This is a genomic window from Desulfovibrio sp. (assembly GCF_009712225.1).
GTDB lineage: Bacteria > Desulfobacterota > Desulfovibrionia > Desulfovibrionales > Desulfovibrionaceae > Desulfovibrio.
The window spans coordinates 881,377-906,066 of the sequence record NZ_WASP01000006.1 but is presented as its reverse complement, the minus strand read 5'-3'; the positions used below and the strand labels follow the sequence as shown (position 1 = coordinate 906,066).

Annotated in this window: 21 protein-coding genes, 2 tRNA genes and 1 pseudogene; 6 read left to right on the top strand and 18 right to left on the bottom strand. The window is 52.4% G+C overall.

Features of this window, described 5'->3' with window-relative positions:
• Nucleotides 1-99 precede the first annotated feature (99 nt).
• Nucleotides 100-603 (bottom strand): thiol peroxidase, encoded by a 504-nt coding sequence (gene tpx, locus F8N36_RS09280; RefSeq protein ID WP_291332512.1) that lies wholly within the window; start codon nt 601-603, stop codon nt 100-102.
• Nucleotides 604-852: 249 nt separating this feature from the next.
• Here tpx and hslU point away from each other — a divergent pair, with 249 nt between their 5' ends.
• A complete protein-coding gene (hslU, locus tag F8N36_RS09275) occupies nt 853-2,166 on the top strand; it encodes an ATP-dependent protease ATPase subunit HslU (protein ID WP_291332511.1) in 1,314 nt (437 codons plus the stop codon).
• A gap of 274 nt (nt 2,167-2,440) precedes the next feature.
• On the opposite strand, the gene F8N36_RS09270 is transcribed toward hslU, so the two are convergent.
• Nucleotides 2,441-2,516, bottom strand: a tRNA-Lys gene (locus F8N36_RS09270).
• Between the two features lie 334 nt (nt 2,517-2,850).
• Between F8N36_RS09270 and F8N36_RS09265 the strand changes: the two genes are divergently transcribed.
• Nucleotides 2,851-2,937 (top strand) — tRNA-Leu (locus tag F8N36_RS09265).
• A gap of 184 nt (nt 2,938-3,121) precedes the next feature.
• On the opposite strand, the gene F8N36_RS09260 is transcribed toward F8N36_RS09265, so the two are convergent.
• From F8N36_RS09260 to F8N36_RS09240, 5 genes are all read right to left on the bottom strand, one after another.
• Nucleotides 3,122-3,850, bottom strand: a complete 729-nt coding sequence (locus tag F8N36_RS09260) for a site-specific DNA-methyltransferase (protein WP_291332510.1) — start codon at nt 3,848-3,850, stop codon at nt 3,122-3,124.
• Between the two features lie 191 nt (nt 3,851-4,041).
• Nucleotides 4,042-4,410, bottom strand: coding sequence for a hypothetical protein (locus F8N36_RS09255; protein ID WP_291332509.1), 369 nt, complete (start codon nt 4,408-4,410; stop codon nt 4,042-4,044).
• Nucleotides 4,407-4,967: a hypothetical protein gene (locus F8N36_RS09250; RefSeq protein ID WP_291332508.1), complete on the bottom strand. Its 561-nt coding sequence runs from the start codon at nt 4,965-4,967 to the stop codon at nt 4,407-4,409. Before F8N36_RS09250 ends, F8N36_RS09255 begins: the two co-directional genes overlap by 4 nt.
• Complete coding sequence (locus F8N36_RS09245) at nt 4,955-6,445, bottom strand: hypothetical protein (protein WP_291332507.1); 1,491 nt, start codon at nt 6,443-6,445, stop codon at nt 4,955-4,957. The genes F8N36_RS09250 and F8N36_RS09245 overlap by 13 nt, the downstream gene beginning before the upstream one ends.
• A gap of 9 nt (nt 6,446-6,454) precedes the next feature.
• Nucleotides 6,455-8,656, bottom strand: a complete 2,202-nt coding sequence (locus F8N36_RS09240; RefSeq protein ID WP_291332605.1) for a DUF4815 domain-containing protein — start codon at nt 8,654-8,656, stop codon at nt 6,455-6,457.
• On the opposite strand from F8N36_RS09240, the gene F8N36_RS09235 reads away from it, so the two are divergent.
• The 4 genes from F8N36_RS09235 to F8N36_RS09220 all read left to right on the top strand — a co-directional run bounded on the left by F8N36_RS09235 (nt 8,634) and on the right by F8N36_RS09220 (nt 12,262).
• Nucleotides 8,634-8,945: a DUF2975 domain-containing protein gene (locus tag F8N36_RS09235; protein ID WP_366247043.1), complete on the top strand. Its 312-nt coding sequence runs from the start codon at nt 8,634-8,636 to the stop codon at nt 8,943-8,945. The genes F8N36_RS09240 and F8N36_RS09235 overlap by 23 nt on opposite strands.
• A gap of 8 nt (nt 8,946-8,953) precedes the next feature.
• Nucleotides 8,954-9,193 carry a helix-turn-helix transcriptional regulator gene (locus F8N36_RS09230; RefSeq protein WP_291332505.1) on the top strand — a complete coding sequence of 80 codons (240 nt, stop codon included), beginning with the start codon at nt 8,954-8,956 and terminating at the stop codon, nt 9,191-9,193.
• Between the two features lie 1,025 nt (nt 9,194-10,218).
• The gene (locus tag F8N36_RS09225) at nt 10,219-11,082 is read left to right on the top strand and encodes an acyl-CoA dehydratase activase (protein WP_291332504.1); all 864 of its coding nucleotides are present in this window, start codon (nt 10,219-10,221) and stop codon (nt 11,080-11,082) included.
• Nucleotides 11,083-11,122: 40 nt separating this feature from the next.
• On the top strand, nt 11,123-12,262 hold the full coding sequence (locus tag F8N36_RS09220; protein ID WP_291332503.1) for a double-cubane-cluster-containing anaerobic reductase: 1,140 nt from the start codon (nt 11,123-11,125) through the stop codon (nt 12,260-12,262).
• A 238-nt stretch (nt 12,263-12,500) separates the two neighbouring features.
• On the opposite strand, the gene F8N36_RS09215 is transcribed toward F8N36_RS09220, so the two are convergent.
• The 11 genes and pseudogenes from F8N36_RS09215 to F8N36_RS09165 all read right to left on the bottom strand — a co-directional run bounded on the left by F8N36_RS09215 (nt 12,501) and on the right by F8N36_RS09165 (nt 24,616).
• Entirely contained in the window at nt 12,501-13,208 is a 708-nt protein-coding gene (locus tag F8N36_RS09215) for a zinc-binding dehydrogenase (RefSeq protein WP_291332604.1), read from the bottom strand.
• Between the two features lie 84 nt (nt 13,209-13,292).
• A pseudogene (locus tag F8N36_RS09210) lies at nt 13,293-13,568 on the bottom strand (alcohol dehydrogenase catalytic domain-containing protein); the annotation flags it as partial.
• 10 nt (nt 13,569-13,578) lie between these two features.
• On the bottom strand, nt 13,579-15,414 hold the full coding sequence (locus tag F8N36_RS09205) for a hypothetical protein (protein WP_291332502.1): 1,836 nt from the start codon (nt 15,412-15,414) through the stop codon (nt 13,579-13,581).
• A gap of 19 nt (nt 15,415-15,433) precedes the next feature.
• Entirely contained in the window at nt 15,434-16,693 is a 1,260-nt protein-coding gene (locus F8N36_RS09200; RefSeq protein ID WP_291332501.1) for a class I SAM-dependent methyltransferase, read from the bottom strand.
• A gap of 11 nt (nt 16,694-16,704) precedes the next feature.
• The gene (locus F8N36_RS09195; protein WP_291332500.1) at nt 16,705-17,592 is read right to left on the bottom strand and encodes a sugar nucleotide-binding protein; all 888 of its coding nucleotides are present in this window, start codon (nt 17,590-17,592) and stop codon (nt 16,705-16,707) included.
• Between the two features lie 12 nt (nt 17,593-17,604).
• Entirely contained in the window at nt 17,605-18,186 is a 582-nt protein-coding gene (locus F8N36_RS09190) for a WbuC family cupin fold metalloprotein (protein WP_291332499.1), read from the bottom strand.
• Nucleotides 18,144-19,280, bottom strand: coding sequence for a class I SAM-dependent methyltransferase (locus tag F8N36_RS09185; RefSeq protein WP_291332498.1), 1,137 nt, complete (start codon nt 19,278-19,280; stop codon nt 18,144-18,146). Before F8N36_RS09185 ends, F8N36_RS09190 begins: the two co-directional genes overlap by 43 nt.
• On the bottom strand, nt 19,277-21,130 hold the full coding sequence (locus F8N36_RS09180) for a hypothetical protein (RefSeq protein ID WP_291332497.1): 1,854 nt from the start codon (nt 21,128-21,130) through the stop codon (nt 19,277-19,279). The genes F8N36_RS09185 and F8N36_RS09180 overlap by 4 nt, the downstream gene beginning before the upstream one ends.
• Nucleotides 21,131-21,147: 17 nt before the next feature.
• Entirely contained in the window at nt 21,148-21,819 is a 672-nt protein-coding gene (locus tag F8N36_RS09175) for a methyltransferase domain-containing protein (RefSeq protein WP_291332496.1), read from the bottom strand.
• Nucleotides 21,820-21,866: 47 nt separating this feature from the next.
• A complete protein-coding gene (locus F8N36_RS09170; RefSeq protein WP_291332495.1) occupies nt 21,867-22,550 on the bottom strand; it encodes a hypothetical protein in 684 nt (227 codons plus the stop codon).
• Between the two features lie 242 nt (nt 22,551-22,792).
• Nucleotides 22,793-24,616, bottom strand: a complete 1,824-nt coding sequence (locus tag F8N36_RS09165) for a cobalamin-dependent protein (protein WP_291332494.1) — start codon at nt 24,614-24,616, stop codon at nt 22,793-22,795.
• Nucleotides 24,617-24,690: the final 74 nt, after the last annotated feature.

The following is a 24,690-nucleotide window of genomic DNA, read 5'->3' as shown; positions in this document are numbered from 1 at the left end:
TAAAGCCGCAGGCTGCACCAGCGTGGCAGCAATAAAATAAAAAAACCGCCTTCTCCGTTTTTTCGGGGAAGGCGGTTTTGCGTGCGGGGCTTTAATGCACTAGACCAGCTTTTTTACGGCTTCAAGGGCGGCTGCGTAGTCCGGTTCGTGGGTCACTTCGGTCACCATCTGGCTGTAGGCCAGAGTGCCATCGGGGCCGACCACAAAGATGCTGCGGGCCAGCAGATCCAGTTCCTTGATCAGAATGCCATAGGTTTTGGCAAACGAGGCGGTGCGATAGTCAGAAAGGGTTTCAACAGCGGTTACGCCAGCAGCGCCGCACCAGCGGGCCTGGGCAAAGGGCAGGTCACGGCTTACGGCCACAATGCGTACCTTGTCGGACTGGGCGGCGGCTTCTGTATTGAAGCGGCGCACTTCCATGTCGCATACGGGGGTATCGAGCGAAGGAACGCATACCAGCACCAGCACCTTGCCCGCGTAGTCTTTCAGGCTGCGGGGGCTCATGTCGTTGGCGGTCAGCGTAAAATCGGGAGCCTTGCCGCCTACGGCAGGCTGGGAGCCTTCGAGATGCATGACATTGCCTTTGAACGTAACTGTATCCATAGGAAACTCCTTATTGTTTCAGGGTTCTTGGATTGTGTGGCACCAAGGCTTTATTGTCAATGATTATTATTAACGAAAATTCACAGAAGAATTTTCGCCAATACTTTTTCATTGTACCTTTGGGCCACATTCTTCGCAAGAGTGACCGGGCGACTCAAGGCGCGCGGATAAAATCGGCGCTCTTTCCATTGCCATATGCGCGGCAGTGCCTATATTTAAACAAGAATGTGTCTACAGCAGGAGCAATTGATGAGCACTTTGACACCACGCGGCATAGTTGCCGAACTTGATAAATTTGTTGTGGGACAGGAACAGGCCAAACGCATGGTGGCGGTGGCGGTGCGCAACCGCTGGCGACGTCAGCACCTTTCCCCCGAACTGCGCGACGAGGTTTCGCCCAAAAATATCATCATGATGGGCCCCACCGGTGTGGGCAAGACAGAGATTGCCCGTCGTCTGGCCAAACTTTCCGGCGCTCCCTTTGTAAAGGTTGAGGCCACCAAGTTTACTGAGGTGGGCTATGTGGGCCGCGATGTGGAATCCATGGTGCGCGACCTCATGGAAATTGGCATCAACCTTGTGCGCGACGAAGAAAACGCCCGTGTGCGCAAGGCCGCTGAGGCAGCGGCAGAATCGCGCCTGATGGATCTGCTGTTGCCCAGCTCTTTTGGATCGGAAGAACGGGCCTCTACGCGTGAAAAGCTGTTGCAGCAGTTTCGCCTGGGCTTTCTGGACGACCGCGAAGTGGAAGTGGAAGTTACGGAGCAGGGCGGCGGCAGTGTCGATATTTTTGCCATCCCCGGCATGGAGCAGATGGGCGGTCAGGTAAAGGACATGTTCAGCAAGGCCTTTCCCCCTAAGCACAGCCGTCGTAAAATGAAGGTGCGCAACGCATTTGCCGTGCTCGTACAGGAAGAATCGGGCCGTCTTGTGGATCAGGAAGCTTTGGTGGACAAGGCCCGCGAGCGCGTCGAGCAGACTGGCATCATCTTTATTGACGAAATCGACAAGATCGCCAGCTCTTCGCAAAACCGCACCTCGGACATCTCGCGTGAGGGCGTGCAGCGCGACCTTCTGCCCATTGTGGAGGGCAGCGCTGTCAACACCAAATACGGCATGATCCGTACCGATCATATTCTGTTTATTGCGGCGGGTGCGTTCCACTTCAGCAAACCCTCGGATATGATTCCCGAACTTCAGGGGCGTTTTCCCCTGCGGGTGGAATTGCAGCCCTTGGGTAAGGAAGAATTTTTGCGCATTCTGAAAGAGCCGGACAACGCCCTGACCAAACAGTACGAAGCCCTGCTTGCCACAGAGCAGATTCGCCTGAGCTTTACCGATGACGGGCTGGAAGAAATTGCGGCCTTTGCCGAAGACACCAATACCCGCACGGAGAACATTGGTGCGCGGCGGCTCTATACCATTATGGAAAAAATTCTGGCCGACATATCGTTTGACGCGCCAGAAATGCCCGGCGCGAAGATAGTGGTGAACAGGACCTATGTGGAAGACCACTTGCAGGATGTGCGCGACGATCAGGATCTGAGCCAGTACATTTTGTAAACTGCAGGGCTTGTGCCCAGCATATCAGGGCTGTAGTGCCCCTGCACTCGGTTTGCCAGCCTGGGGTGGGGAGTGCGGATAATGTCTGATGCGGCAAGCCTGATGGTTACGAAAACGTTTGTACCAGTAAAGCCGGCCTCGACAGTGCGCGAGGTCGGCTTTTTGATTTGGAGCGTTGTGTTGCTGCGCCATTGGCCTGAGAGCGGCGGAAAGGGCAGGGGGCAGAAAAGGGCAAGAAAAAAGGTTCGCGGTGTAACCGCGAACCTGAATTTTCTGGTGGGCCATCAGGGACTCGAACCCCGAACCAACTGATTAAGAGTCAGCTGCTCTACCAATTGAGCTAATGACCCGCATTGCGTGAAGAGGTGTTTACGCAAATGGGGGCTGAGTGTCAAGCGTATATGAAATTTTTTTTATAATTCTTTTTTGCGGCAAGCGGTTACCGACATAAACAAGGTGGATTGGGCGACAGAATATCCGCAACTGACGGGAGATTTTTAGAATTCTTGGGTGCGAGATCATCCTGCCGACAAAATTTGAACAAAAAATCGCCGGCTAAAAAGGGGCAACCTGTGAAGGCCGACCGGCAACCGACCACAGCACTTGACGAATTACCCCGCCTTGGGCTACAAAGCCACTCACGCCACGCATTTGCAACATGTTTTGCACGGTGTTGGCCTGTATGCCGGGATGGTGGAATTGGTAGACGCAGCGGACTCAAAATCCGCCGAGGGCAACCTCTTGCGAGTTCAAGTCTCGCTCCCGGTACCAAGTAAATCAAAGGGTTAGGAGTAATCTCCTAACCCTTTTTTATTTCTGTTCTGCACCAAACTGCACCAGATCGAGAGGGCATTATTCCGCTGCTCTGGTGTGAGAGGTCGCGCAATTTGAGAATTGCTTTCACGGAAAATGAGAACGTGCCGCAGCCTTTTTTAACTGCGGCACGTTCCTTGCTTTAGGCTATTTTTTGTAGCCTTTCTGCGCTCAATTTTGCGTACTCTGGGGACAGCTCCACGCCGATACACTTTCGACCAGTGAGCTGGGCTGCATGGGCCGTTGTTCCGCCTCCCAAGAAGGGGTCAAGAACCGTCCCGCCTTCCACGACAACGCCCATAAGTTCTTTCAAAAGTTCCAATGGCTTACCTGCAATATGAACTTTCGTACTCGCATTTACTGGGTATTTAAAAACCCCCGGAAAGCATCGGCGGGAATGCAAGTTGGGTTTACCCTTGCTGCCATAAATGACAAATTCTGTCTCGCGCCTGAACTCGCCTATAGCTGGCCGGGCGCTGGGCTTCTGCCAAACAACAACCCCTCGCCAAAGCCATCCCGCAGCCTGAATGGCGTCCGTAACACTGGGCAACTGCCGCCAGTCTGTAAATACCAGTAACGGAGAACCATCTCGCGCTATGCGCCAGCACTCTGAAAGCCACCACGTTGCCCAAAAAGCATAGGACCGCTGGTCCCGCGTATCTCCAAGCATGGCCGGATACGCCTTTCTTGTGCCGCTATTCTGGTATTTCTTGCACGGGTCTTGCTGCTTACTTGCCAGCGTCATTCCCCCAGTGGAATACGGCGGGTCCGTTATTACTGCATCCACGCTGGCGGTTGGCAGGCTGTGCAGGACTGAAAGAGCTTCCCCCTGATAAATAACCGTGTCATTTCCAATTTTAAGGCAATCCATTTAAAGTTCCAAAGGTTGCGCCCCCTGAATCTCCGTGATAGCTCTTTTTGACCTCGCGTAAGAGGAAATAGGCGGAAACTCTGCATGAGGCCGGAATCCTCATGTGGGGCCGTGGTGCGACACTCCCGGCGTCGCATCGGTGGGGGCGCTGCTACGCCCCCGCCACTGCCACGGCTTTACCATCTTACTTTTCATATTTTTTTGCGCGGAGACTGCGCGTTCTGTGCGAGGAAAACCCCCTTCCGCAAGTCCGGTGGTAACTGCCTCCCCTCGAATTCTGACCAAAAACTTTCTTCACAGTGATTTTTGTCCCCAAAAAGCAGTGCAAGGCTATCAACAACACGGCACGGCCAGCTACGCACACCGTTGATATGCCAACGCCAGCAGTGTGCGCTAATCGTTTCATCGGCCCACCATAAACCAGCTTGCCCCAAACGTGGGCACAGTGCCACCAAAGCCACTAAAAGGCCCAAAACGGCGTTACCTGTTTGGTCCAAAGCAATGAGCAGTTGCTTGGCGTTATGCGCAAGCACCTTTGTGCGCGATAGAGGCACTGTCATATGGCCTCCAACTCTTCGGCAGTTGCGCCCCGTGCCACTGCTTCGGCTAAAGCAGCCTTGCGCGCACCACCTTCGGCCATTCTGGCGGCCTTGTGAGCAACCGCCCCAGCCGTGTATAAGGTAAGAAATGTGGCCGCAGTGAACGTAAGGCGAACGAGTTCGCCCTTGCTGTTTTGCCAGTTTTTATATGCGTTCCAGTTGACGGATTCAGGCAATCCCGTGCCACCCATCTGGGCAAGCAACGCCACATTAGCGGTGTCTGCAAAATTTTGCTGGTCGAAAGCGTCGTATGAAAAGTGATAAGAAACGCCATCCACAACGTAATCAAAGCCAGCTATGATTGCCGCCGATGTTTCCGAATCGATGGCGGCTAAAACTCTGGATGCAATAGTAGCAATGTGCGCAGCACACAGATCAGCCCACGCGGGCTTTACGCGCTTGTCTTCCCACGTTACAGCTTGCCATGCTTCCTGCGTACCGTCCGTTACAGAACCGCCAAATTTCCAGCCCGTGCCAAGCTGTTCAAGTGCCATGCGGATGTTGATTACATTTCCCATATGCGCAACTCCGAGTATATTTCAGCAACGCCAGATATGCCCGCCACAGGGTAGCCCATGCCATATGAGTTGGCAGATTGCGTCCACATGCGAACTTCAATCTGCGAAGGGGTATCCAGAACAATTTCTCCTTCTACAGTAGTTTGAACAATGTGGGCAGAACCGGGGTTGGTGCGCCCTGTAGGGCCGTGCAGCATGTAGGCCGAGGATGTGGCGTTGTAGATTGCCAGCCGGGTTGTTTCTGCCGCAAAGCTTGGCGCGTTTGCCCTGACATAGTATCGACCTGCGGGCAGGGACACTCTGTTGCTATTTAATGATGCACCGATGTAATTGTTTATTATGGTGTTTATGTCCCGCGTGTTCCAAGTACCTGACGATGTTGCCCCGCCACTAGTGCCAGAGGGCTTTTCATCGCGCGCGTAGAAGTACTTTGATATGGCGTTGCCCGTAGCATTTCTCAGGTCGGTATTGGCCTTGCCAGCAAGCGCTGCCATGTAATTCGACCAGTCGAACACACTCGCACTGTTATGGGCGCTGGCAACAACCACAAAATGGCGTAGACGAACCTGCTCATCTGTGACAGTGGTGGAGTTGCCGTAGATTGAATTAACGGTTGAGGGGTCAATTACAACTGTATCATTGTAGCCACTACCGCTCAGGTCTGAACCACCAGTGCCAGATTTTTTGGCAGCCCCAGAGGCTGTTTGAATCAATCCTCTACTGACAAAGGTAGCGGTAAAATTCGGCAACCCAGCCTTTACACTCTTGCCAACCTCCGAAGCGTTGGCGGCCTGCGTCGTTGAATCGCCGTCTTTCTTAAATGGAACCCGGAATTTTTTATTCTCTCTGTCGAGCGCAAATTTTGCACAGTTGCCCGTCAGGGCCAATTGTGCCGTGTATTCTGCATATGTGCAGGTGTTAAGCTTGCAACCAACGAGGTAATCAGCGTACAGGCTGGGAAACTGGCTTTCAGCATATTCTGCACCATCTTGGGGCACGCAACCCAAGGGTACATAGCTTGCTGAAGCATAGTGTGCTACCTCGCTGCCGATCAGCGTTGTGCTTATGGCTGTGACATTGGCTTCTACTGCTTCAAGCTCTAGTTTGCTGGCCTTGTCCACGTTAAGGGCAGCCAAACCCTCCGCGTGAGCACGAAGCGTATAATCGCAGTCTTGCAACGCCGTATCATGTGCTTGCAGCGTGGCCGACGCCTGCCCCATACTAACTTCTAGTGTCGAGGCCCGGACTTCAACTGCGGACGTTCGGCCCGCCAAGGCTCCCACGGTTTCCTCGCTGCTTGCCGCCCGCTGTTCCAGCACCCCCGCCCGTGTTTCAATACCGCTAAAACGGGCATCTTCAGCTGCGGCGTTAACGTCCAGAGCCTTAAGGGCTGCTTCAATCCGCAAGGCGTCGTCTTCAAGCTCGTTGTCAACATTGGGAAGCGGCAATTTCAGGAATTTAGTTTTATTATCAACCATGATGCCCCCTTACGCCACGGCCATCAGCCGCACATTCTGGACCATGGGACGAGCGGCCAGCGTGCCAGTCAGGGTAAGGCGCACCTTTATCAGGTCCGCGCCGTTCAAAACGTGCTTGAACTTATATTCCACAAGACCGTCGCCCTGTTGCGTTGCACCGTCAGCTTCCATTCTTTCCCACGTCCCGGAATCCACCTGAATTTCAGGCGTCACACCAGCGCCGGAAGGAATCAGAGCGTCGTAAATCAAGACGGCCTTCACGGCTCCGGCAGCGGTTATGCTGCGCGTATAGTAGTCCGCCGATTCCTGCACCGTACCTGCCAGCACTTGCGAACCCGGCCACAGCACCGGCGAGCCCTTAGAGTCACCGGCCAGCTTGGCCTTGACAGACAGCGCCCCGGTCAGGGTTTCCGAAAGGCGTACAGGCTGCCCGTCTGCCACGGTCACAGAAGCGCCGCTGGGAAGCCCCAGTTCATACTCCACCCTTGTTTGCGCTGTGGGTGTTTCAGCCAACGCCAACAGAATAATATCCGTGGCCCGTTCCGTTATCTGTGCGTCACCAAGCTCGACCACGTTTGTGCCGTCAGCGAACGCCGCTTCAAGAAGTCGGAACGTAAGGTCACGCGACTGGTGAGCCGTCCACGTCGATGCGTTGGAAGACGAAAGAAGAACACCCACGGTGTAAGGCTGTGACGCAACCCATTGCTGCGCGAACTGGTCAAACTGGCCTAATTCTGCAACACAAAGTTCGGTCTCGGCATCGTCGCAAAGCACGACCACCGCGTATTCCGTGGATGCTGCCAGCGACACGGGGGCGGGGAAAAGAATCCGCGTATGCCCGCCGCCAGAAACAACGATTTGTTCCGCCGGAACAATGGCCTCGCAAAGCACTGTGCGAGTAGGCACACCATTACTTACCTCACGAATCTGCACCCGCACGCCTCGCGCACCTTTGGCCGTGAACCACAGGTCAACGCCAGATATTTGCGAATCCCCATCCAACACGAAGGTTTGCGCCAGCGGGTCAACGTAAGTATAAATCACGGTGGACACTTTACGAAGCGTTTGTGTTGTGAGCGCTCCCTGCCCCACAAATGTTGCATTTGCTGTGCTCCCGCCCCGTCCAGTCGCTTTAACGGTTTTGGCTCCGGCAGGGACGCTTGCAGGGATAGTAAACATGCCCGCCAGCGTACCTTTGTTGTTGGCCACAATCTCGGTCTTGGGTGTTACATCAATGCCGTCAAACGTCAGATTGTCCAGAACTTCGCCGGGGCCAAACCCGGAAACGGCAAACTTCACATCAATCTGCCGCAAAAATTCTAGGGCAACTGTAGTAGAGTTGACGTTTTCAACAGTGGAACTTTTGTTCACAGAAGACAGAACACCATTGCCCGTACCGCCCCAACGGTGAGCATCCTGATTAAACGCCTTGGTAACTTCGCTGGTCCAATCCGTCACGGTTTCGGTCCAACGGTCCAACGGCGGTTCAAGAGTCATCACGCCCGGCAAAGGGTCAAACGCCATATAGGGGTTTACCTTCATGGTCCCTGTGCGGTACGGCTGGGTCATAAGGACGCGAGGGGTGGACGTGCGGGCCACCGGTACGGCAACATCAGCCGAAAGAGCATACACCTTGGCCGACAGTGGCAAGGTCAACACCCCGTCGACAACGGCGGCGCTTTGGGCAAGTCCTTGGTCGCGCATGGAATCGTCAAGCAGGGGGTCCACAAAAAGCCCCACACGCGCCCCAGATTCCCGCGTAAAAACGTCTGCTTCCAACCGTTGCCGGGCTACTTCCTGCAGGGCGTATTCTACCCGTGCAGCAAGCGCCTCAATTTCTGAAAACGCCACAACCCGTACACCGTCATTTTTTACCGTCCGGGCGCTGGCATCTCGCCAAGTTTGGGATACGCTGGCTATGGCCAGTGACGTCTCCGGCACTCTGGGAGCCTTGGGGTTGTATTCAGCAGGGACGCCCTGCACCCATGTAAATGTTCCGTCGCTGGTGATGCACAGGCGATCAATACGCGGCAGCGCCTGATTGTAAGACACCATTATACCCGTGCCCTGAACGGCCCCGGAAACACTGAACCCGTCGTAATCCACGGCCTCCGGCGTAAGGGTTTTGTCAATGTAGGTATATATGACCTGATAGGTCGAACCGGGAGCTGGTTCCGCGCCTGACGGCGTGCGGGGTTTTTCGGTGCTCAGTGGCTTGTTTGGCCTCTACGCATCTGGAGAACTGTTCAGCCCGCGCAACGTGACGTGCTATCGCAGGCTTGGACGAACGTTATTGTATTGGGCTGCAGCCGCATTCCTGCACACGCCGTTGCTTTCCTTGGCTTCCTCTATTGGTATGCCCCAGGGCCAGCGGCACATCTCCGTGGGCATCGGCTCCGTGGAAATCGTCGCCCTTTTCGCCGGAGCTACGGCCCTGGTTATTTCCTGGGTCATGGATGAAGGCCGGGGAATCGAAGAAGAACGTACCTTGACCATCTAGGTGAAACCATGGCCATACTGGTTAATCTCGATGTGATGTTGGCCAAGAGGAAAGTCTCCTCCAAGGCCTTGGCCGAGGCTGTGGGCATAACCGCCCAGAATCTCTCTATTCTGAAAACTGGTAAGGCCAAGGCCATCAGGTTTTCCACCTTGGAAGCCATCTGCCGCTTTCTGGACTGCCAGCCGGGGGACATTCTGGAATGTCTCCCTGGTGAAGATTCGTCGACAGGGCCGCAGCGGAACGGATAGTGCACATCCGTCGCTGTGTCTGAATGCACCCACCTTTGCCCCCGGCGACTCGGGGGCTTTTCTTTTCTCCTATCCCGTGCGGAAAGCGGTGAGCTAGTTTTTGATTTTCTCTTCGGTGCATGGCGTTTGCGCCGTTTTTTTAAGGCTCAATTCCTCCTCATTATCTCTCAGATTGCATACTGCCGCCAGTAGGGCGCCGAATAAAAAAGAGGGAAATGTTAGGGATATTTTTTGTTGAATTATTTTTATCATTATATTTAACAAAGTTACATATGATAAATGGCACTTGCGCCCGGTATAAAAGCAAGTCAGAGGGTTAGGAGATCCTAACTCTTTTTTGTGTCTTTTTGTATCACCACCGTATCACCATCACCAAGACCGGGCATGAGGGCAGCAGCCTGACTACCAGCTGTAACGTGCGAATACGTACCTCCTGCGGTTGCCCACATGCTGTGCCCAAGCTTTGCGGCAACCGCGGCGAGGCCTGCACTCCTCTCAAGCCTTCATGAGCAAATAATGCAGCCCTATCGACAATATGTTGCCCTTCAGGTAGGTTGATATCCAGTTTCTGATGAAGCGGCTTATGCGGAATCTGTAACCTCAAGGGCCCTTGTGAGTATTTTCAGGATTTGTCATGTGCTGCCCGCCAAAAAAGGCGGGGGGGCATGAATGCATCTGTGCCTCCAGGTTGGAGGCCCTCTTTTGCAGCGAAGCAACGCCGCCCCATAGGTTCCGGCGCTTCGGCCCAGAGCCGCAAGCGGCGGGGCTCATTCCATTTTTCTTCACTCATCTCTATCCGGTCGTTTTTAGCCGTTTTGGTATTTACTGGGCGGCTGGCCTGTCCATTGTGGCAGTCTCGCGGCACAGTCAGCCCTGACTTCATATTTACCAGTTTTGTCAACCTCGCGGCCCAAAGGGCCAAGCGCGATTATTTATTGGCTTACAGCCCGTCTTGCAGCCTTGCGCTGCACGGCGGGTTTTTGTTTTGCGGTTTTTACCAGGCGGGCAGCCGCAGGAGCAGTTGAATGTATGTAGCAGGTATTGATGTTGGTTCTGTCGCGGCAAAGGCCGTGGTGCTTGAGGTACAGCCACTGCAGGCGCAGATGCCCCCGCGTGTGGTCGGGCGTGCCGTGTTGCCCACTGGCTGGAACACCGCCGAAGCCGGTGAGTATGCGCTGGAAAAAGCCTGCACACAGGCGGCAGTTGAGCGTGGGGCGCTTCAGCGTGTAACGGCCACGGGCTATGGCCGCATTGCCCTGCCGTTTGCCGACAAGGCCGTTACGGAAATCAGCTGTCACGCTCGCGGTGCGGCTCAGCTTTTTCCACAGGCCGGGCTTGTGCTTGATATTGGCGGGCAGGACAGCAAGGTCATCAGCCTTGAAATGCCTCGTGAAGCCAGGGGCGGCAAGCCGGGCGGGACAAAACCGGGCGCGGTGCGCGATTTTTTGATGAATGACAAATGCGCCGCAGGTACTGGCCGTTTTTTGCAGGTGCTCTCTGGCATTTTGAACATGCCGCTGGATGAACTGGGCCGAGCAGCCTCAACGGGTAATCCCGTTGCCATTTCAAGCATGTGCGCCGTGTTCGCCGAAACGGAAATTGTGGGCCTGCTTGCCCGCAGTACGCCCCCGCAGGATATTGCCGCCGGGGTGTTTCGCGCCATTGCCCGCAGGATGTGCGCCCTTGCCCGCCGCATTCCCATGCAGGGACAGTGTGTGTTTACCGGCGGGTTGGCCACAAGCCCAGCCTTTGCGGCCATTCTTTCAGACGAACTTGGCCTGACCGTGAATGTGCCAGACGACCCGCAGACCGTGGGCGCGCTGGGGGCCGCGCTGATTGCGGCAGACTGGCTTGAAAGGAACAGTCGCACAGCTGTTGCATCCATATAACCCCATCAACCAGAAGCCTAAAACAAGAGGAAGGAAGCCCATGAAGTGCGCCAGCTTTGACCGTATCGTCACCGCTTTTGAAAAGAATGCCCTGGCCGTGCAGGAGGCCAAAAAAGACGGCAAAAAGGTTGTGGGGCAATACTGTTTGTACAGCCCTTCTGAAATAGCAGTGGCCGCCGGGGCCATTCCTGTTTCGTTGTGCGGGACGCGCAACGACTCCATTCCCGCTGCGGAAGAAGTGCTGCCACGCGCCATTTGCCCGCTCATCAAGAGCAGCTTTGGCTTTGCCCTCAAGGACAGCTGTCCTTACCTCAGCGCCGCCGATGTGGTGGTGGCCGACACCACCTGTGACGGCAAAAAGAAAATGTACGAGCTGCTTGCCGCCTACAAGCCCGTATTTTTGCTGCAACTGCCGCAGGTACAGAACGATGACGCCCTTGCCTACTGGAGGCACCAGTTTGAGCTGCTCATCGCCTATCTTGAAAAAGAATTTAACGTGTCCATTACCGAGCAAAAACTGCGCGACGCCATCAAGCTCATGAACCGCGAACGTATGGCCCTCAAGGCCGTGATGGATCTTGCCAAGCGCAAGCCCTCGCCCATAACGGGCATGGAGCTGCTGGAAATCGGGTTCAAAACGTCCTTCTTCCCCGACAAGGAAAAAGGCATCACCATGATGCTGGAACTGGCCGACGAACTGGGCAAGATGGCCGACGCGGGCCAAGCAGGCGTTGCCGCCACCGCCCCGCGCATTCTGCTTACGGGTGTGCCCGTGGGCATGGGATCGCACAAGGTTGTGCGACTTATTGAAGAATGCGGCGGCAGCGTGGTGTGCCTCGACAACTGCTCTGGCTACAAGAAAACCCGCGTGATGATGGCAGAGCAGGGCGATCCGCTGACGGAGATGGCCCGCCGTTATCTTGATGTGCCCTGTGCCGTCATGTCGCCCAATCCGCGTCGCTACGAGGCCATCAGGGAACTGGCGGCAGATTTTTCGGTCGATGCCGTGGTTGATCTGACCTGGCAGGGCTGCCAGACCTACGCGGTGGAATCTTCTTCACTGAAAAAATTTGTGCAGGATTCCTTGCAGCTGCCCTTTATGCAGATTGAAACAGACTACTCCGAGACCGATACGGAGCAACTCAAGGTGCGCATAGAGGCATTTATCGAAATGCTGTAAAAGCTGAGCTGGCGCACGCAACTGCATCCGCGCATGGTATAAAATCAGACGGCCAGGCTTTCCGTAAGGTGAACCTGGCCGCCTGTTGTTCGTTGCCGAGATTGGGATCATCGGTGGCTTTGCGCCCGAATTGGGCCCCCCTCAGGCTTTCGCCTGGATACCATTGTCGCCTAGCTGTCTAACCTGACTGGGCATCTCTATCGTGGGCAGGCGTGTTGGGCCGCCAGTAGATAATAAACTAGAATGTGATGAGGCAGCGTCCGGCAACTTCTCCAGAGCGCATTTTGTCAATCGCGGTATTGATTTCTTCCAGCGGATACGTTTCAGAGATCAAGATATCCAGATCAATATTCTTGGATTGGGCAAGTCTCAGATATCGTGGAATGTCTTCGTGCGGGATGGTTTCTCCGCCATGCGAACCGGTAATACTTTTACCAAAATGAAGCGGGAGCGTATAAATGGTTGTGGCGTCATTTTTGGCCGGGACTCCCACACAAACGGTTCTGCCCCGCGAGTGGGTCAATTCATAGGCCATGGCAATGCATTGGCTCTGGCCTGTGTTGTCGATGCAAACATCCGCACCCTGCGGCATCTGAACTGAGGCCAAAATATCCTTGATGGCCTTGCGGGTGTCTGCTGCGGCTCCATTAACTGTATGGGTTGCACCCATACGTTTTGCCAGCTCCAGCCTGTTGTCGTACAGGTCTACGGCGATAATGGGGAAAGCTCCGCTCAGCGCCGCCGCCTGAACAATGTTGAGCCCTACACCGCCTGCGCCCAAAACAACAACAGACTCTCCAAGCTTGACCTTTGCGTCATTGACAACAGCGCCAAATCCGGTGGTCAGGGCACAACCGAACAGGGGCAGGATGTGGGGTGGGGTACCGGCTGGTACAGGAGTCATCCTGTTTTCTGAAATGACAGCATAATCGTTGAATGTGGTCACCCAGCCAGCATTGAGTTTGCGCCCCTGCCAGAGGTAGGCTGGGGGAGCAGCCTCAATGCCCAGGCCTTTTCGCCAGTGCAAAACGACCATGTCACCAGCGTGTACATGCCGAACACCAGGGCCGCATTGAACCACTTTTGCGGCAGCCTCATGCCCGAGGAGGTGCGGCAAATAGTGGTCTTCTCCTTTACGGGCGTCTATTTCTCCCAGCTGCGAGCCGCAAATTCCTGAATACAGAACCTGGACAAGTACCTGACCATAATCAAGCTTTTCCGGCAGTGAGATGGTATCAATCACCAGCGGAGAGCGACTTTGAACAAGTATGGCTGCCCGAGCTGTTTTTTGCTCTATAGTGTACATTGTATCCTCTCTACATATATTCTTGCATGGTATTTTGCAGGAAATTTCGTGCCCCAGCAGTGAAGATTTCTGCTGGAGGTACCGGCAGTGCCTTGCTCCCGAAATGCAGTATTTCTTTTACTTCACGCGAGGCAGTTTGATGTGCCTTGCCCCATTCTTCTTCGCTGCTTATTGCTCCCGAATAAAAACGACAGGGCAAGGAAAAAAAAATTCTGTTCCACAGGTTCATTCCCAGCCGAAAATCCCTGGCAAAGCTGGCGAGGTCATAGGGGGGCCAGCGCATTGCGTTATCCTGAGCTGCACGAGGGTCCATGCTGGCAACACACAGTGACACGTTGTCTGTAATGATCTCCATTTGCTGTGGCGGCAGGAGAGGGCTTATCGGATGATCAGCATCAATGGTTGTTCGCGTGTAGATATTGGGATCCGGTTTGAGGATTATGGGGACAAAACATGCCATGTGGATAATGTCGCCATGCGTTTTGATCCTGTACATCCGCATGATGGCGCCAAAATAGCGCAATGGTGAATTGTCATAATTAAGCAGTGATGATGTGTGCCTGTATTTTGAGCATATTTCACGCAGACCTTCATTGCTTATTGCCAATACGTCGTCATCAAGGAATTTTTTGATGTTTTTCTGAACTGCTTCAAGCTCGGTGTATGGCCCTGAATAATAAAATATGTGAGTTTTTCCACTCTTGATGCGTGCGCTGATTTTTTCAAAAAAATCTTTCTGCCATATGATGTCTGGAAAGTTGAAGAATACATAACGCCCTTTTTGGGCGGCATGGCGCATGCAATGGTTATGGGCTGCGGTCATGGGCGCATACTTGTCGGCAAAACGCAATCCCAGCAAGTCGTGCGCTGTATCCCGCAACATGCTGTCCATTATTACAAAGCGGATTGCCGCAAACTGTTTCAGTCTGCGGTAAACGGGCAGGCTGCGTATCCTGTCTCTGTCTTCATGCGTTGTATAAAAGACAAGACATACGGACATTTTTTTAGCCATGGCGGGGATATTGCCGGGGGCCAGAAGTGTGGGAGCATTGATCTCTGCCCAGCGCTCCACGTAGGTTTTTCCCCAGATGACAGTGACAACATCAATGCTCTTCTCCGAGGCCTGTTGACCGCCCGTGCTGGGTTCTTCTTCCGCTGGAAGCGCAACGGCTCCGCGGCGAAGCCTTTCTCTCTGTGTTTCCACCTGCCGGTTTGCCAGAATATAGGCCAAAAACCATGTTGCCATGCGCTGGGGCGGGTTTCCGGATCTGTCTTTTGTGTCGTGGCGCATATAGAAGCGCAACAGAGGCTCAGGCAACATCTGGCCGGGTGCTGCACATGCTCGGTAAAAGAGCCTGCCTATGCCTTGCAGCAGCCTGCCGCAGCAGGTCTGAAATGTGCCGTCAGGCTTGTTATTGCCTCGCTTCATTTGGAAGCATCTGGCCAGGGCAGGGCGGTGCTCCTGCAAATACGCCATTACCCCGGGAAGAAAGAAACCAGCTCTCTCCGAATGACGCAGGGCTGTCGTCAGCGCCTGTATTGGCGGCATTCGCCAAATCTGGAAAGGATCTATCTCGTTCTGCACGTCTTCCTGGGCATAAAATGTCTCCCGAAGCTTGCGCAGCCATGTGATGGCCATGGCTGGCGGCAAGCGAAGTGAAAGCTCCAGGGCGAATGGATACGCATACGGGTGCTGTTCCAGAAGGGCGTGGCATGCACGAATGCGTTCTTCACCATTCAGGCTGTCCAACCGCTGCCCCAGCATGGATGCTGCCAGGTCTGCAAATTGACGCACTTCATCCTCATGGAGGAGATAGCCGGGATCGGAGCTTGGAGTCGTGTTCATGCTGGTTTTCCCGAATGCATTACAGAGGGGCTTCTCCGTTACGGTTCACAAGCCTCGGCTGGGGGCAAAGCACCACAAAGGTGCCGCCGCGTTCAAGGTATTCCTGATGTTCCTGAATGATCTTTGCCGCATGTACCCAGGCAAGAATGACGGTATAGGGCGGCATGCGCTCGTACAGTTCTTTTGTTGGCACAATAAGTGTGCCTTCGCCTGATGTGTGTAGCCCCACCTTTTGCGGGTGGTCGTCCAGAATGTACTGCAGCATGTTTTCCAGGCCCAGTTGCGCGATGAGGGTGGGGCCGCTACGCGCTGCCCCGTAGCCTGCAATGCATGCCCCTTCGGCTGTGCGCGCCTGCGCCCAGAGGCGGATACGCTCACGCATTGTTGCTATGTCATCCGCAAAGGCGCGGAAAACAGCAATCTGGTCGAGCCCCTGCTTGTGTTCAAAGTCGAGCAGGGTCTCCACCGAGGGGCACATTGCATGCGGCCCATGCAGGTGCTGGGCAACGCCAATAATGGAGCCGTGCTGGATGGGTACGCGCTGGATGTCTATCATTTCCAGACCGTGCCGTTTGAAGAAAGGCACCAGCGCAACGGCAGAATGGTGGCTCATGTGTTCATGAAAGATGGTTGCGATCAGGCGTTTTTCAATAATGTCAGAAACATATTGGGATTCAAAAACAAAGACGCCATCTTCATGAAGAAGCTCGGCGACGCAATCGGCTATTTCTTGCAGGTTGTCCATATGCGCAAAGGCATTGAACATGAAAACCAGATGGGCTGGCCCGTGCTCCTTGCGGATGCGCTTGGCAAGTTCCAGACTCATGGGTGCTACAATGGTTGGAATTCCCTGCCGGTTGGCCTCGGCGGCAACCGTTTCAGCCGGGTCCACTCCCAGAACGCGCAGGCCAGCGGCCTTGAAGGGGCGCAGCATCGACCCGTCATTACTGCCGATATCAACAACAAGTGAGCCGTTTGGAGCGGGGTAATCGGCCATGATGCGCGCGGCAACTTCGGCAAAATGCTCGGGCATGCCCTTGGCCGACCCGGAAAAATAGGTATATTTGCTCCACAGGCTTTCAGCATCAACCACATCCAGTTGCTGAACATGCCCGCAGTCGCCGCACATATACAAGTCTACGGGAAAACGGGGGATGTTCCTGCCTTCCTCGGCTGTTGCACTGTAGGCTTCCGCCAAAGGGATAGGCTCGAGTTTAACAGCGAGATTGACATTATCAGAATTGCACAGACGGCAGGTGGGACGGTGATAGACTCGCATGCATAAACTCCTCATAAGCTGGCAGACAACAGAATATCTTTCACAACTTCATCAACCGGTTGCGGATGGAGGCCGGTACAGGCGGTGGTACGGGTCATGCCCAATCCGCTGAAACGGGGCTTGAAAGGAATATCCACCCCTTTGGCCACAGCCGTGGTTGGAACAATAAGCCTGGGGTCAACGCCCAGAGTTTTGGCTAAAATATGGGCGAAATCAACATAGGTGACGTTTTCTGCGCCGGAAACGTGCAGTGCGCCAGCTACCTTTTTTTCGGCAATTGCAGCCAGAGAATTCGCGGCAAAGCGTCTGGATACCGGGGCAAACGTAAGGTCGGCAAAAGGTTGCACGGGCTGCCCTTGACGCCATGACTCAAACCACGCTGGCAAAGGCGAGGACGAGGCGTCCATGACCTTGGTCAGCCGAATGATTGCCAGGCTCTGTTCCGCTTGGCAATTGCGTGCGGCCTGTCTTACGCCTTCTTCCGCCAGAGATTTCTGCACTGCGTAGGGAAACCGGGCATCGTGGGGGGCATCTTCATGCGGCCAGGGGCGGTCGCCCCCGAAAACAGAATTGCTTGAAATAAAGCTTACAAAAAACCCCCGACGCAAAAGAGCTTCCACCATGCGCGGCGTATGCACGGTGTTGATGGCGTGGCATTCCGGGCGGGCGGCACAACGGGCATAGTCCGTAGCTGCTGCAACCACATGAACATACGCCACCGCATCGGGAAACTCGGGTGGGGTGGGGTCTTCAAAGTCGAAAAAAAGACGGTCGGCAGTCAATGTTTCCTTGCGTCTGGTTGTGCCAAACACCCGATGACCGCGCTCCCGCAATGCTTCTATCAGGCTGCTTCCAACCAGGCTGTCCGCCCCGATTACCAGATGGGCTTGTTCTTTCATATCTGTCATCCTTTATCGTGCGGCACAGGCGTCGTAGCGTCCACGCAACATCTTCAAATAACTATGGACGGCAACGGTATCTTCAGCATGCGGGGCAAAGGGTGCAATTATTGATTCGTCTGGGGTAAATGGGCCGGTGATTGTTTCATGTATAACCAGCATGGGCCCGTGCGGCAGCACGGTATGGTACAGCGGCGCGGAAAGACGGTAGTAAAATCCTTCCGGGCTGTCGGAACTCAAAGAAACAATCCTTGTGATCTCCCCGGATTCTTCAAAAAAATATATATCGGCCTGACCTTCAATGATATGGAAAGATTCTGTTTTGCCCACATGCCTGTGCGGCGCGATGTATGAATCGTGGCACATTGCAATAATCATTTCCTGTACCGGATCGTTCGCACTGGCATGGGCGCATATTCTGCTTCTTCGCAATGGGGCCGCACAGGCATCTTCCTTGATGCGGTCCAGATCATTTCTGTTTACGCATGCAATCGGCCCATTAGCAATAAACACCCCGGGATTTTTGCGATAGATATGTTCCATGGTTCCTCTTACACCCAAAAATCGGATATGCCGGAAAAAATGGACTGCCACTTGCCCCCACCCGGGGAGAAGAAAGCGTGTCGCTGCTGCAATATGGTGTGCTTTTCAGGATTGACGGCCACAAGGCAAAACCCTTCCGGATGCTGCGCCAGCCATGAGGAATCATTAACCGGCAAAAATGAGCCAGGCAGAAATGTGCCCCTTTTCTGGGGATGATCGTCCAGAACTGTTTCCAGAAAAGGCTCCAGGCCATAGAAATGTATATACTTCATGCCCAGATGGCCGGCTCCGAAAAGGCTGATGCCCTTGCCTGCGCAGGATGCCCGTTTAAGAACCTGCTGTGCTTTGGCTCCTTGACTGTGCAAGGATGATCCGAAGCAGCGCACCATGCCAATCTGCTCATCCAGGCTGTCTTTATCGCTGCATGCGGCAGGGGCGGCAGATTGAGCAGGGCGGGCTATTGCAACAATCGAATTTTCCAGCGGCAGGGGGTATTCCAGTATCTCCAGCACCTCAAGTTTGCAGGAGAGCAAAAAGTCTTTCAGGTTGGCCCTGGTAAAATAGAGGATATGTTCCTCCCACAAAAAACAATGCTGGTGCTGCTGTAGCATCCTTTCAAAACCGGGCACCTCAAAAACCAGCAGTCCATCCGGGTGGATCATGGCGGAGCAGGAGGCGATAAACTGCTGGGGATTACGGGCATGCTCCAGAACGTGACGGGCGATCAGCACATCGGCCTGCGGCTGGGCATGAGAGGTCGCCATGGGTGAAGACGCGGCCCAGCCGTAGCTCTCCAGCCGATTCAACAGCGTCGAATCCTTGTAGCTGACGCCGCATACATGGGGGTTCTGCTTGCCAACGGCGGATGAGAGGTATGAGGCCAGATCATCGAGGTGCTGTTCCGGCTCATCATAGCGAAGCCAGTCGTGCGTACAGCGCACCATGTTTTCCGGCATGGGGTCAACGATCTGCGCAAGGCCGCAAGAGGTACAAACGCCAAAGCGCAAAGGGTGCGTAGGGTACTGCTGCGTTGCACAGCCGAGAAAAAGATTGCTGGGAGGTTGCGGGCCCAGATCAAGAACCAACTCAACCTTCGGCGCATGGCAACCGAGGCAGCGCACATCAACACTATTTGTCGTGCTCATGATGCATTGTCACTTTTGAGTGAGAATACCGCAAGTACGCCGGTAACACCGGGAGTGCCACGCCTGCGTGCGAAAAATACGCTGGAGAGATTGTTAATCAGGCAGGCAAAAGAAACCCCCAGCATCTGTGGGAGATGCCAGGCAGGATTAAGCTTTACCCTGTTGATAGCGTCCAGCATCCACTTTGTAAGCGTGAGCCCCAGCCAGTTGCCAATATGGGTCAAGTGTGGGCTATAGGGGGCAAGGTCTGACATGGCGTGATAATATACATCCATGAAATGCTTGTTTTTACGGGTAAGCTTGCTCATCGTCCTGCCAAAAAAGAGCATGACCGTCTGCGGACCATCTAGATGCGGGGCAATGCTGTCAACAATGCGCTGAACATCAAGATTGTCGCATTCAACGGCAACAAGGCACGCCGAAAACTTTTTGCCCGGGCACAGCTTGTCCAGATGGCCGTTGAGGGCATCCGCAGCAAAAATTTTGGTAACCTTTGCGTGCTGCATGACAATGCCGTCATAAGCAAAGCTGTCAGTGATGAACAGCAGGTCCCTGTTTTCGGAACAATGGGATTTGATTGTCTTGTCTATGGCCCTGTAGTTTCCCCACAAGGGGTGCCAGGGGAACGCTTTGGGCGGTACGCCAAGAAAGAGCGCCATGGCTTGGGCAACGCGGCCACGTGTTTTTTTCTCCATGCTGGCATCAATGCGTGCAAGGGGCATGGAGACGCCCGTGCAGGGCTGTATGTCGCTATGCGTTCGGTCATAGCGCATCTTGCGCGGTGCCCATAGTCTTAATGCGCCGATCCAGTGATGGTGCGTCTTTGGGGGAAGCGGGCAGGGTGCAAGCTCTTTCTCAACTTCCGCCATGAAGTTCTGGAAACAACGACGCTCTTCCGCCAGACTGGAAGGCAGATCTTCGCCATGGATGACTGTTTCGTAGCGGGATTGGCGACGGTGCCATTCTGTTGTCCATGCCGATACGGAATCAGCAACACAACGAACGGTGGGAACGCCCATCTTTAAAAAATACAGTTCTTGCTGAAAATTTTGCATTTCAAGCAAAAAGAAATCATCGGAATCAGCAATAGTAGCTATTTTTCCAGATGGGCAGAAGGTTCCAACCATGTTGTAGTCTATAAAGGAGTCTATTGTTGCACTATAAACTGTAGGACGAAAACAAAAAAGTGTCGTAAGAAAATATCTTGCCAGAATAGTTTGACTGTCAACTTTCCAGTATACCTGATTCCAGTGTGTGTTTGTGTAGGTGTTTTGGTTGACTGTTCGTGAAATAACAGTGTGGTGCCTGTGTTTAAGTGAAAGCCGTGCAAGTGCGCGTGATGGAATATTTCCATGATGAGAATCAACAAGCTCATGCAACTCTGGTAAAATGTCTCCAGAATTTGCTCTAAAGCTCGTGGCAAGGATAATGTCGTTATCCTGCTGAATCAATTTTTGCACATGTGTCAGGCTTCCATTTGATAAAATAAAATCAGCATTGAAAAAGATGAAGTACGTATTGGTCATATCCTGGCCAGTTCGTGTAATACCACGAACATAGGCCAGGGTTAGAGGCATTGTATAGTCGGAACTTTCGGCAAGAAGATCATCAATAGGCTCATATGCAACATTACACGCTTCACTGAGTCTTTTAAAATTACCATGCCTCGGAATGTATTCTATGCTGTCTTTTGTTGTTAAAAAGACAGCAGTGACATTACATTTTTTTGCAATAAATGGTACATTGTCAGGCGAAAGCAATGTTTCCATTGCTGTATTCATGAATGCGGCAAGATAATCTTCACCCCAAACAGGAATCAGAATGTGAATATTCGTGTTGCGCTCATTCATGAATTGCCATCCAAACATTATTCAAAATAGATAAATGAGTGATCGCCAGAGTAGCCTGTGTGCTCAAACCACCAGTTCCATTCTTCTGGAGTGTAAAAACTTTCGCAAGTGACCTGCCAGTAGAGCAGGTTGGCTTTTTCCTCTTCATTGCGGTACGATTCAACACACAGGTATTTGTTCTTTTTTCCCACTCTTTCCATTTCCCGCAACGCTTTGTCCAGTTCGTGACACATCAGGTTGTGCAGCGTGGTGATGGAAAAGACAAAATCAAAATAGTTGTCGGGCCACGGCAGGGAAACTGCGCTGCCCTGGCGCAGGTTTGCGGCGACACTTTCATGGGCGTTGGACAATGCGTAGTCTGATATGTCCAGGCCATATACTTCAAGTTCTGGCATGACTTTTTTCAATTCTGCCAGCTGGAATCCTTTTCCGCAGCCGATATCAAGAATCTTGTCGCCAGGGCGAAGTCCGTAATGGGCAATCATGGCGCTTGCCACAGGTTCCCATCGGCCCGGCATGTAGCGATAGCCTCCATAGCAAATGCGCCTGTCGCCATCCCAGTAGTCAAAGCCCCACTGTTTTGCCAGGGCCGCGGCCTTGGCTTTGGGGTATTCCGGGGCGTTGACTCTGCCCAGGTAGTCGCGCGTTGTAGCCTTGTGCAGTGGCGAGAGAAAATCGATGTAGGCCATTTTATGTCCTGATTTTTGTATATTGCAGATAGAAAGTATTGTTGATGTTACAATGTAACACTTGTTGACAAGTCTTTGTTGAAAATAAAATCATCGTCTGTAGTTTTTTGAAATACAATCGTTAAGCCATAGTTGTCAATGGTTATATCCTTCAATGTGTTAACTATTTCGAATGCAGGATGGTATTTGATTACGTTTTTGGGATATTCAAATAGAGAGATTGGGCCGCCGCTAGAGTAGTTTACATGGCAAATTTTATAATTATTGCGATATGCCATGTCCACAAAAAACCTTGTTGTATAGATAAAGTATCCATGATCAGCATACCCGGATATTGGAAGCTGGTGCATGATAAATGCATTCTTTTTTGCCATGTTGTGTATGGTATTAAACGCATTTGACTGGTTAAAAACGTGTTCTGTTGTGCCAAAATTTAAAACAAGGTCAAAATTTTCTTTCCAGTTTTGCGGTACCTGCTCTGTATTTAAATCAAATACAGTTGTCTTGTATCCTTTTGCAATGTCTATCGAGCTGTATGAAAAACCGCATTTTTCAAAAAAATCACCAGCCCATGAAATATTTCGACCGCCCGTTATAGCATCGTAGTGCGCGCCGTATTCAAGGCGCGCTGCGTAGTCATCCAGGTCACTCGTGTAAGGAATGAATTTTGTCAAAAGGCTGACAATGCTTTTGGCCGGGGCCTGATATAGATTTGATGTCCCGATATCCATTATTTTGCAATTGGGTTTGAGAAGATTCAGCTCAAACATCTTTTCTATCATATCGAAGGTTATGCCCATATCAGCCTCTACTCCGTTTGATGTGAATGTACGATGCTGTTTTAAAAGAAAGTTACGGTTGGCATTATAGCCAGAAATGATTTCAAGCGCGCTTTGTTTTGCGCCTCGGGCATTACCCCCTACACCGCACCTGTTTTTGCTGTTACTGTCGAGTTTTCGCCGTGCTGTTGCTGCTAATAACCGTTAATGAAAACATCTATTTCACATGAATGTATGTTATTTCGCGGTACGTTGTAGGAATGCATGAGGTTCTTTGATACGGGGTATCCGTAGTTTTTTGGAAGAATAAAAGAGAGGAAGTGACTATCTTTGTCGTGATTATTGTCGGCAAAAAAATCTTCTGTGCATACAACGGGTGTGCCTTGAATGTCTTTTTCAGCGGGAAGGTAGGCGCGGTCAACTAGAATGGCGCGCGGCCTGAGGCTTGCAAAAAAGTTTTTGTTGCGAAGATAGTTTTCGCCAGCGCCATAAAAAATCCAATCCTGTTCCTGGCCCTCAGCCACTAGCTTTTCAAAATGCTGGCGCTGTGTGCGGTATATCCAGCCACGGTAAAAATCGATAAGTTGCAATGCATCGCGCTTAAACATGCGCATTGACATTATCTCATTTAAATCTTCTGGGTCCATCTTGTTGGCAAGATATATGATCATTGCACGATAAAGCCACTCATTTGCCGGCATTGGGTCGGTCACAACCCTTGGCGCAATAATGGTCAAGGGGGTTTTGGGGTGCGGCCTCAGGCGCGACACGGATATGTCCATGAGGTCTGGCTGCTCCGGGTTGAAGGGGAGCTGCCTCGCAAGGTCCACTGTCTGCAAAAAATCTTCCCAGGTTTCATAGCAGTTGCCTGAGATAAACTGGGCTGTGCATGCAATGAAGTTGTCAAACAGCATTTGAGCGTATTCCAGCATTATTTCATGCTGCGGCCTTCTGCCATAATAATTGCGCAGCATGTTTTCTGATCCGCTCTGGAAGCCAATCCCTGTATAAGAAAGTCCTGCGTCAATTGCCAAAGAAAACAATTTTTTATCTTCAACCATCTGCTCGTAGTGAAGATATGCAAAAAAGTTTTTATTTACTTTATCTTTGTACAAAGAAAAGAATTCAGCAGTGCTTTTTTTGGACATGGACCAGAATTCATCCATGAAAAATATGAATTTTATATTTTCTGGAATTGTTGCACATTCGTTGATCACATCAAGATAGTTTCTGTTGCGGCGAGGATACGACTTTTTATTGTCCATTTTATATAAAGATCGCCACTGTCCGCCAGAGCAATACGTGCACTTTCCTGTGCATCCCCTACCGAGATATGTAGTATATGTGATGTCTTTAATAACAGGGTCGAAGTTACGTTTTACCGTCCCTTCAGCTATGACAGTAAAATGCTCGTGCCCATAAAGTTGCGGGGGGTATTTTTCAAGATCTTTTTCCTGATCTCTCATTGGATTGGAGTTGCCGCCAAAGTTTTTACTCCAAACAGTATTGGAAATATTGGCCGCGGCCTCCCAATCTTTCTTTTCATGGCAGTCGACCAGTTCAAGCAGTGCTTCTTCTCCGTCTCCTCGAACAACCACGTCAAAGCCACCGTCAAGGTATAGCTCCGGTTCAAGTGTCGGGCCGTAGCCTCCGGCTACCAGCAATGCATTCGGGACGGCACGCCGAAAAACCGGGACAAGGTGGGGTATCAGATGGTTGTTTGTGGAACGGGCGCTAAAGCCTATGATATCTGGCTGTTCTTCTTGAAGAATTCTTTCAAGTTCTGCAAAATCCTTGTCAGTCAGAGGAAATATATTGGCAATATTGGACGTGAGTTTGCCTCTCCACAGGGCCAGATATCCATGATGTTTTTCTTGCAGCGTTGAAACATACCGGCCGGAATCACACCCGAGCAAAATGTTGTGCGTTTCATGTCCGAATTTTTTAAGATAGGATGCCAAAACTCGTGTGCCGAGATAAGAGTATTCAAAGGCATTTACAAAAACCATTTTGCTCATACTATCCCCCAAATGCACGGGTAACATAAAACTGCATGCAGCTGATCGCTTTTTACTGCATTTTGCTTGTGTAG